10 protein-coding genes and 1 tRNA gene are annotated in these 7,994 nt (G+C 61.8%); 6 read left to right on the top strand and 5 right to left on the bottom strand.

The genetic code is table 11. From position 1 onward, the window contains the following. Window positions 1-60: 60 nt before the first annotated feature. Window positions 61-651 carry an NADPH-dependent FMN reductase gene (locus tag K3174_RS16360; RefSeq protein ID WP_221560513.1) on the top strand — a complete coding sequence of 197 codons (591 nt, stop codon included), beginning with the start codon at window positions 61-63 and terminating at the stop codon, window positions 649-651. 38 nt (window positions 652-689) lie between these two features. On the opposite strand, the gene K3174_RS16365 is transcribed toward K3174_RS16360, so the two are convergent. The 3 genes from K3174_RS16365 to K3174_RS16375 all read right to left on the bottom strand — a co-directional run bounded on the left by K3174_RS16365 (window position 690) and on the right by K3174_RS16375 (window position 2,890). Further along, a complete protein-coding gene (locus K3174_RS16365; RefSeq protein WP_221560514.1) occupies window positions 690-1,043 on the bottom strand; it encodes a GNAT family N-acetyltransferase in 354 nt (117 codons plus the stop codon). After that, a complete protein-coding gene (locus K3174_RS16370; RefSeq protein ID WP_221560515.1) occupies window positions 1,036-1,920 on the bottom strand; it encodes a pirin family protein in 885 nt (294 codons plus the stop codon). The genes K3174_RS16365 and K3174_RS16370 overlap by 8 nt, the downstream gene beginning before the upstream one ends. A gap of 106 nt (window positions 1,921-2,026) precedes the next feature. Next, window positions 2,027-2,890 (bottom strand): pirin family protein, encoded by an 864-nt coding sequence (locus K3174_RS16375; RefSeq protein WP_221560516.1) that lies wholly within the window; start codon window positions 2,888-2,890, stop codon window positions 2,027-2,029. Between the two features lie 53 nt (window positions 2,891-2,943). Between K3174_RS16375 and K3174_RS16380 the strand changes: the two genes are divergently transcribed. Further along, entirely contained in the window at window positions 2,944-3,336 is a 393-nt protein-coding gene (locus tag K3174_RS16380; protein WP_345719676.1) for a winged helix-turn-helix transcriptional regulator, read from the top strand. Window positions 3,337-3,635: 299 nt separating this feature from the next. Further along, window positions 3,636-4,412 carry a helix-turn-helix transcriptional regulator gene (locus K3174_RS17125; RefSeq protein WP_221560517.1) on the top strand — a complete coding sequence of 259 codons (777 nt, stop codon included), beginning with the start codon at window positions 3,636-3,638 and terminating at the stop codon, window positions 4,410-4,412. Here K3174_RS17125 and K3174_RS16390 read toward each other — a convergent pair. Next, window positions 4,409-5,722 (bottom strand): tyrosine-type recombinase/integrase, encoded by a 1,314-nt coding sequence (locus K3174_RS16390; RefSeq protein ID WP_221560518.1) that lies wholly within the window; start codon window positions 5,720-5,722, stop codon window positions 4,409-4,411. The two genes, K3174_RS17125 and K3174_RS16390, sit on opposite strands and share 4 nt — an antisense overlap. A gap of 159 nt (window positions 5,723-5,881) precedes the next feature. Continuing rightward, a tRNA-Ser gene (locus K3174_RS16395) sits at window positions 5,882-5,972 on the bottom strand. A 218-nt stretch (window positions 5,973-6,190) separates the two neighbouring features. On the opposite strand from K3174_RS16395, the gene K3174_RS17050 reads away from it, so the two are divergent. The 3 genes from K3174_RS17050 to K3174_RS16410 are packed head-to-tail and all read left to right on the top strand — an operon-like array spanning window position 6,191 to window position 7,925. Beyond that, window positions 6,191-6,322 (top strand): hypothetical protein, encoded by a 132-nt coding sequence (locus tag K3174_RS17050; protein WP_282099734.1) that lies wholly within the window; start codon window positions 6,191-6,193, stop codon window positions 6,320-6,322. After that, window positions 6,319-7,611 carry a peptidylprolyl isomerase gene (locus K3174_RS16920; RefSeq protein ID WP_247712256.1) on the top strand — a complete coding sequence of 431 codons (1,293 nt, stop codon included), beginning with the start codon at window positions 6,319-6,321 and terminating at the stop codon, window positions 7,609-7,611. The genes K3174_RS17050 and K3174_RS16920 overlap by 4 nt, the downstream gene beginning before the upstream one ends. Beyond that, window positions 7,608-7,925 (top strand): DUF1905 domain-containing protein, encoded by a 318-nt coding sequence (locus K3174_RS16410; RefSeq protein WP_221560519.1) that lies wholly within the window; start codon window positions 7,608-7,610, stop codon window positions 7,923-7,925. Before K3174_RS16920 ends, K3174_RS16410 begins: the two co-directional genes overlap by 4 nt. The last annotated feature ends 69 nt before the right edge of the window (window positions 7,926-7,994 follow it).

The raw sequence follows: 7,994 nt of genomic DNA on the forward strand, positions 1-7,994 counted from the left end.
TCCCTCACCAGCCATTACGGAAACTTCCGATGCGGCGGAGCGATCGAGGTGCCCGACGAAATGAAAGACCGAGTCCTCGTACTTTACGGCTCCTATCGCTCCGATCGAATCGGGATCCGCCTTGCCGACTACATCGTGCGTGGCCTCGAAGGTCGCGGGAACGACGCCCGGCTGATCGACGCCCGCGAAATCGGGCTGCCCATGCTCGACCGTATGTACAAGGAATACGCGCCGGGCGAGGCGCCGCAGGCGATGCAGGACCTGGCAGAGCAGATCCGCAGCGCCGATGCCTTCGTGTTCGTGACGGGCGAATACAATTGGGGTGTCCAGCCCGGCCTCAAGAACCTTACCGACCACTTCCTGGAGGAATGGTTCTGGCGCCCGGCGGCAGTGGCGAGCTATTCTGCGGGCCGATTGTCGGGGGTACGCGCCAATCTCACCTGGCACGGGACGCTTACCGAGATGGGCATGGTGGTCATCCCCAGCACCGTTGCGGTCGGGCCCATTGCCAAGACGCTCGACGAACATGGCGCGCCGGTGGGCGAGGCGGGCCAGGCGCTCGACCGGGCCTTCTCGCGCCTTGCCGATGACCTGACTTGGTGGACCGCTGCGGCGAAGAACCAGCGCGCGACGACCCCGCCGCCGTACTGATCCGGCTGTTTCGAAATGCGGTGCCGGCAGCATGATTATTACTCTCTGAGCTGCGCCGCCGTCAGCTTCGGCTTCTCGCCCGGCCCGACCGTAAAGACGTCGCGCCATTCGGGGTGCTTCTCATACCGGGCGCGGACATAGGGACAGATCGGGACGACCTTGAAGCCACGCGCCCGCGCGTCGGCAACGAGGTGCTCAACCATCGTAGCCGCCAGACCCGTGCCTTTCAATTCGGCGGGCGCATTCGTGTGGTCGGCACTGATCAGATCCGGCCCGAGCCGGGTGAAGGCGATCTCGCCTTCCGCGTCGATCCCTTCGACCCTGCCGACATATCGCCCATGCCGCTCGCCATCTTCGAGCCTTACGGAGATTACGGATCGCTCGTCAGGCATAGTCGCGATCCTCCGGGAAGGGCGTGAACTCTTCATCGTCCGCATTGGGCAATTTCATGCGCCCTTGCGTCCAGTCCTCCCTGGCCTGCTCGATCCGGTCTTTCGACGAGCTGACGAAGTTCCACAGCATGAACCGCTCGCCGATCGGATCGCCGCCCAGCACCATGATCGTGGCCGCCTCCTTCGCGGTGACAGGCACGTCCTTGCCCGGCTCGAGCACCGCCATCTGTCCCGTCCCCAGGACCTGGCCCGCAACCTCCGCGCGCCCGGCGGCGACGTAGACCGCGCGCTCCTCGTACTCCGCCGGCAAGGTGCGGCGCGCGCCTGTATCCATGTCCCAGTGCATGTAGAATTGCGGGCTGTGGACTTTCACCGCCGATCGCATTCCCTCGGCGTTGCCCGCGATCAGGCGTCCGCGCAGGCCCTTTTCTTCCCACGTCGGCAAGTCGGCAGAGCCTTCGTGGTGGTAGAACGCCGGATCGGCTTCTTCATGCTCGGTCGGCAGCGCAACCCACGCCTGGATGCCGTGCATGTGCGCCCCATGCTCGCGCGCGTGATCGAAGCGTTCGGAATGGGTGATGCCGCTCCCGGTAACCATCCAGTTGACCTCGCCCGGACGGATATCCTGCGTGACCCCAAGGCTGTCGCGATGAGTCAGAGCGCCGTCATAAAGGTAGGTCACGGTCGAGATGCCGATATGCGGATGCGGGCGCACGTCCATCTCGCGCGGAAAGCCCGGGACGAGGTCTGCCGGGCCCATGTGATCGAAGAAGATATAGGGCCCGACCGTGCGGCGGGCATGGAAGGGCAGCACGCGGCCCACCTCGAACCCGCCGCCAAGGTCATGCGTGCGCTTGTCGATGATGCGTTCGATCATTGGGGATTTCCTTCAGCGGATAGTTTGTCCGGGTGCGGGGACGAGAGTGTGGCAGGCGCGCGAAATAAGGTGCCCGGAGAGATCGCTCCCTCCGGGTACCAATGGCTCAGGCCGGGGCTAGCGCGCCGAACTTGCCCGAGTTGAATTCCGCGATCGCCTCGCGGATTTCGGCCTCGGTGTTCATCACGAAGGGCCCGTAGCCGAACACGGGTTCGTCGATCGGCTCGCCTGTCATTACCAGCAGCATGGCATCGCCATCGGCCCTGATCGCCGCGCCTTCGCCATGGCGGGAGAGCTGCCCGATCTCGGCCTCGCCCAATCCCTTGCCGTCGATGGTGACATGGCCCGAGAGTACCGCGATCATCGTTGTGTGGCCGTCGGGAACGGGGAGCATCACATCGGTATCGGCATCAAGCCGAACGTCCCACAGATTGATCGGCGTGAAGGTGCTGGCAGGCCCCCTGTTGCCGCTGAAATCGCCCGCAATGATCCGCGCGCGGCCACCCTCGAAGGTGACTTCGGGGATCGCATCGCGCGTGATCGCCTGGTACTTGGCCGGGGTCCGCTTGTCCTTCGCAGTTAGGTTGACCCACAGCTGCACCATGCGGAAAGGACCGCCGGTCTTCGCATACCCGGGCGAATGGAACTCCTCATGCAGCACGCCGGCTCCGGCCGTCATCCACTGAACCTCGCCCGCACCGATGGTGCCGCCCCCGCCGGTGGAGTCTCGGTGGCTGACCTCGCCGTCATAGACGATGGTCACCGTCTCGAATCCCTTGTGCGGATGTTCGCCCACGCCGCGTGGATGACCCTTCACAGGCTCGAAATTCCACGGTCCGGCATAGTCGAATAGCAGGAACGGGCTAACGGCGGCGGTATCGCCGTGGTAGCTGAACAGCGAGCGCACGGGAAAGCCGTCGCCCACCCAGTGAGGGCTGTCGTTGCGCATAATGGTGTTGAGTGTCTTCATGATCTGACCTTTCGAACAAGTATATCGTCTGTTCGCTTGGGAGCATTGCTTTCGTGTTGGTCGAAACATATGTGTGTGCTTACATGTCAGCAAGTACGATCCAGCAAGATACTGTAATGAACCAGCCGGAAACTATAGCGGATGGCTGGCATTGCCCGGCAGAAAGGACGCTCGATCTACTCGCGGGCAAATGGCGTCCGATGGTAATTTTCTGGCTCATGGATGGCCCACTGCGTTTCAACGAGTTGCAGCGCCGCCTTGGCGCGATCACCCATCGCACACTTTCGAAAACATTGAAGGAGATGGAAGCGGACGGGCTTGTTCACCGCAAGGACTACGGCGAGATGCCGCCCCGCGTCGATTACTCGCTAACCGCCCGTGGCCGCAGCTTAAAACCGGTCTTGCAGGCGATGGAAAAATGGGCGCAGACCCACGCCGGGAGGTAGTTGCGGATAATCGGGAGGACTCAGGACGATGACTTGCCGCCCATTCCGTTCGCGCAATGAAAGGACAGGGCATGCCGCCATGAATCCTGCAATCGCAGATTGTCGGCAAGTTCCGCCCGATGCGAAAGTTTGCCGAGCACGAAAGTGATCAAGGCCTTCAGCCTGCAGAATTGGAAGTGACGCAATAGCAGAATCGATGTCCGCATTTGGGTGTAGTGGGCGCTCACGTGAACGGCCGAGATTGGGGCGCAAAGCAGTCATTTCATTGCCGAAAACTGATCGCGTGCTAATCTCTCCGTGTGAGCGATACTATCACCCCATGGTCACCTTACGAAGGTCGTACCAGTCTCGTTTCTAGCGGTCGAAAGACGCTAATCTCGGCATTCGGTGACGTTGTGATGTGCCGGGCCGGCTTCCCACCTTACGAGCTGCCCGACATCTTCGAAGCACCCGAGGACGGCGGCGAGAACGACGCGGCGCGCGATCTTGTGCGGCTGGACGCGGAGCATATGGCTCACGCGTTCGCGACCGGAAAGCTCGACACCTTCGGGCGACCCCTGGGTGGCGGCGAAGTAGCCACGATTCCGATGGCGCACTGGGAGATCGACGATCAGCTGCCTCGTTTTTCAACCGGCGCTTTCAACCTCGAGCGATGGTGGGATGCGTCGGCGGAACCCACTCACCGCATTTTTGTAGATACGAAGCAGTTTGATCGCTGGCTCGTGTCGCTCCAGCCGCTCGGGCCGCTGACCAATCGGCAGGTGGAGGCAATCGTCGACCCGCAAAAAAGAGCTGCCCGTGCGATGGCTCGGGAGGTTATTGTCAATGAATCCAATCAGGCGACGCTCGACGAAGATCACACCCAGCCGTCTCAAGATCCGCCTGGCGCTGGACCAGTTTTGATGACGCTCGACGAAGTATGCGATTTGACCCGGAGGAGTTCCTCCACGATCTACGCCGACATGGATAAGGGTATTTTCCCCGAACCCGTTAAACTCGGTTCGAGTAGCAGATGGCTTAAGACCGAAGTCCTTGCCTACATCGCCGAACAAGCCGCCAAACGGGGTAGTGGCTAACGGCGCTTGCGGCGCGGGCTATCGATGATCTCCCCCGCTGGCATCGCGCCGTCCATGATCATGTCGGCCCAACGTTGCGCGAGTTCGCGTCTACGCGGCATGTAAGCGGCGCGGTTGTAGCGAAGCTCGCTAGCACTCATGCCCTTCGGGGTATGGGCAAGCATCAGGTCGACGATCATTCGATCGGCCAAGAGTCGCATATCCGTCCCCAGTTCGCGCTCGGCCTGTTCGTTCATGATGGTCGAGAAGCTGGAGCGCCAGCCATGGGGAACGTGACGCCCCTTGTAGCCTTCGCGATTGTACAAATAGCCGATGGCATTCTCGCTGATGGGCTTCAAACCTGACCGCGCCCCTGGAAAAACGAACTGCGAGCGTCCTGTAAGCCAGCGCACGGCGCGTAGTGTGTCTACCGATTGCGACGAGAGTGGGATAGGATGCTCGAACGCTTCATCGCTGCGAAGATGAAGCTCCTGTTTGATCTTGTCCGCCGACACTTTCCAGAGCGCCTCGCTGCTGTCCGCACTGGCATTAGCCCAGTCGATGCCGGTAATGTCGTTCCACTCCATGAACCGCACCATGCCGGGCCTCTGCGCAGTCAGAGCCAGCAGACGGGCAGCGAGACGATTGACCGGAGAGGCTCCTGCTCGGTCGATGTCGCCGATCATGGTAAGGATGGATTCCACGTCGAGCAAAGCGGGATAACGCTTCGGTGGCGGCAGGGGCTTCAATGCGTCGTTGATATCCGCCGCAGGGTTTTCGAGTTTTGCACCTTCAGCATTGGCGTAGCGATAGATAGCCGCCACGCGCTGCTTGATCCGGCGAGCGGTCTCTATCGCGCCGCGGCTCTCGATTTTGCGCAGAAACGATAGAAGCAGGGGCTTGTCGATCTCGGCCAGCGGCATCACTCCGAGATGAGGGAAGATGTCACGCTCGAGGCTGGTGATGACATCCTTGGCATGGACAGGCTTCCAGCGTTCGATCTGGAGAGCGTGCCACTCGCGCGCCATCTCCTCGAATGACTTTACCGAATCGCTGGTACCCACCAATCGGCTGCGTTTTGCGACGTGGCGGGGATCACGCCCCTCACGCAGGATCTTCTTCGCTTCGTCCCGTTTTTCGCGGGCATCAGCCAGCGAAACCTCGGGGTATGCGCCGAGCGTCAGCAGTTGCTCCTTCCTCTCGAAGCGATATTTATAGCGCCAGCTTTTGTGTCCGCTCGCCGATACGTGTAGGTGCAGACCACGACTGTCGGTGAGCTTGTAAGCCTTATCCTTGACGACTGCTGCGCGCACCGCCTTGTCCGTCAGCATCCAATACCCCCAATCCGTTTGAGCCCTTACCCCTGATATACCCCCACCCGCATTCGGCTAGGGGCGGGTGGGTTCGGACTGCATAGGAGTCGCAAATCGCGGAATTGTAAAGCTTTCCGCGCGATTTCGGGGAGGATCGGATCGACCTGAAAAGGCCGGTGGCGGAGCAGGAGGGATTCGAACCCTCGATACGGGGTTACCGTATACACACTTTCCAGGCGTGCGCCTTCGACCACTCGGCCACTGCTCCGCATTCCCGTTTGCGCTACCGGCCGACCTTGCGGCCGGCTTGGCTTCCGCTCGTCGGGCCCTGGCCGTTCTCGTGAACAACCCGGACCTCGAATAGCGCAAAGCGCAGTAGTCCCGACAAGTCGGGCAAACAAGAAGGCGCGCCTCTAGCGGCGGGACGGTGATTCCGCAAGCCGGAGCGGAAACAGGATTATTGGCATTTGCGTTTTTTGGTGTACGATGTCCGAAGTGACGGTGCTGCGCGGATCAGGCATACCCTGCGAACGCCGTCTCGAAGCCCCCTCCCGCCCCTACAATGCGCGAGAGGGGGCTTTTGTTTTGCAGTTGGCGGTGGCACGCCTGTCGGAATGACGAAGCCGCTCATTTCGTTCGCCGCGCTGCTCGCGCTTGGCTCTCCCGCTTTGGCGCAGCATGCCGCGTCGACAGAGCTCTCGCCGGGCGAGATCGTGGCCCAGGCCCCGGCAGCCGAATGGACGGCGATCCCGGCAGAGGACCTGCTGGTGATGACGCTCGCTCCCGCCGCCGACGGGTCGGCGCGCCAAGTGGTGATCCAGCTTATGTCCGCCCCCTTCAGCCAGGGCTGGGTGCAAAACATCCGCACCCTCGCCCGCGCCGGGTGGTACGACGATATTGCCGTAAACCGCGTGCAGGACAATTATGTCGTCCAGTGGGGCGATCCGAATTACGACAATCCGGAAGCCGAGGGGGAAGCGAAGCCGCTGCCGGAGGGCTTAAATGTGATTTCGGAAAGCGAGTATCGCGTCACTATGGACGCTCTTAGTGACGCTAACGCTCAACTCCAGGTCGCAAACCCGCCGACCGACTCAGAACTTGCCGCCGTGGAAGCGGAGATGGCGGTTGCTTTCGCTCAAGCCGAACGCGTTTTTTCAAACCCTCAGGCATCAGAAGCCGAGCATGATGCGGCCGTATTGCAAATACTGAATGCGTCAGGTCTCGCGCCAGGTGACACGATGAGCGAAGGCGACAAGATCGACATGATTTCGATCGAGAGCACTCAGACCGACAATGCCATCGCTGGTTGGCACGAGCGTGATAGCTACGCTGAGTGGGTCGAAATCTGGAACGGTTGGCCCCTTGGTAATACTGAGCAGAGGCAATGGTTCGACGAAGATGACGAGCCAATCGAAAATCCCCGGCTACTGGCACACGAGGCACGTGCCAAGGGATATAGCAGTGAAGTTTCGGAAAGCTGGTTTTGGCCCGTCCACTGCTACGGCATGGTCGGGGTCGGGCGCGGGATGTCACCCGACACCGGCACCGGCGCAGAGCTCTACACGGTGATCGGCCATGCGCCGCGACATCTCGATCGCAATATCGCGCTGGTCGGGCGGATTATCGAGGGCATGGAATACCTCTCGTCGCTGCCGCGCGGCTCCGGCGATCTGGGCTTCTACACCGCCGACGAGGCAGACAAGCGCACGCCGGTCCTGAGCGTGCGCGTAGCGAGCGAACTCCCGGCTGCCGAGCGTCCTGCGTTCGAGTACCTTTCAACCGAAGGCCAGACCTTCGCCCGCTATGCCGATGCGCGCGCCAACCGCCGCGACCCATTCTTCATCGTGCCCGCGGGCGGGGCGGACGTCTGCAACATTCCCGTTCCGGTGCGGCGCGCAAGCGAGTGAGCGATGCGCTGGCCGTCTCGGGACCGTTGTGGCGCTGGACCGCCGATAACGGCGTCAGCTGGTTTTTCGTGACGGTCGATGGCGAGGCTGGCGAGGAGCTTTCGGCAATCGAAGCGATGCGGCGCCTGGAGTTCGGGCGCAAGCGCGGATTTCGCTCGCTAAGGGTCGAAGTTCGGATCGGCGCGACCGAGTGGCAGACCTCTTGCTTTCCGCGCGAGGAAGGTGGCTGGCTGCTCCCGGTCAAGGCGCAGGTGCGCAAGGCGGAGGGGGTCGCGGAGGGCGACCGGGTCTCCCTAGCGCTGCGGGCGCTCTAGGGTCTGTGGGGATTTAGGATTCCCATTTGCGTGGATTTGTGATTCACGCTTTGGATGGAACGCTTTGTA

The organism is Qipengyuania qiaonensis, assembly GCF_019711515.1.
GTDB classification, from domain to species: Bacteria; Pseudomonadota; Alphaproteobacteria; order Sphingomonadales; family Sphingomonadaceae; genus Qipengyuania; species Qipengyuania qiaonensis.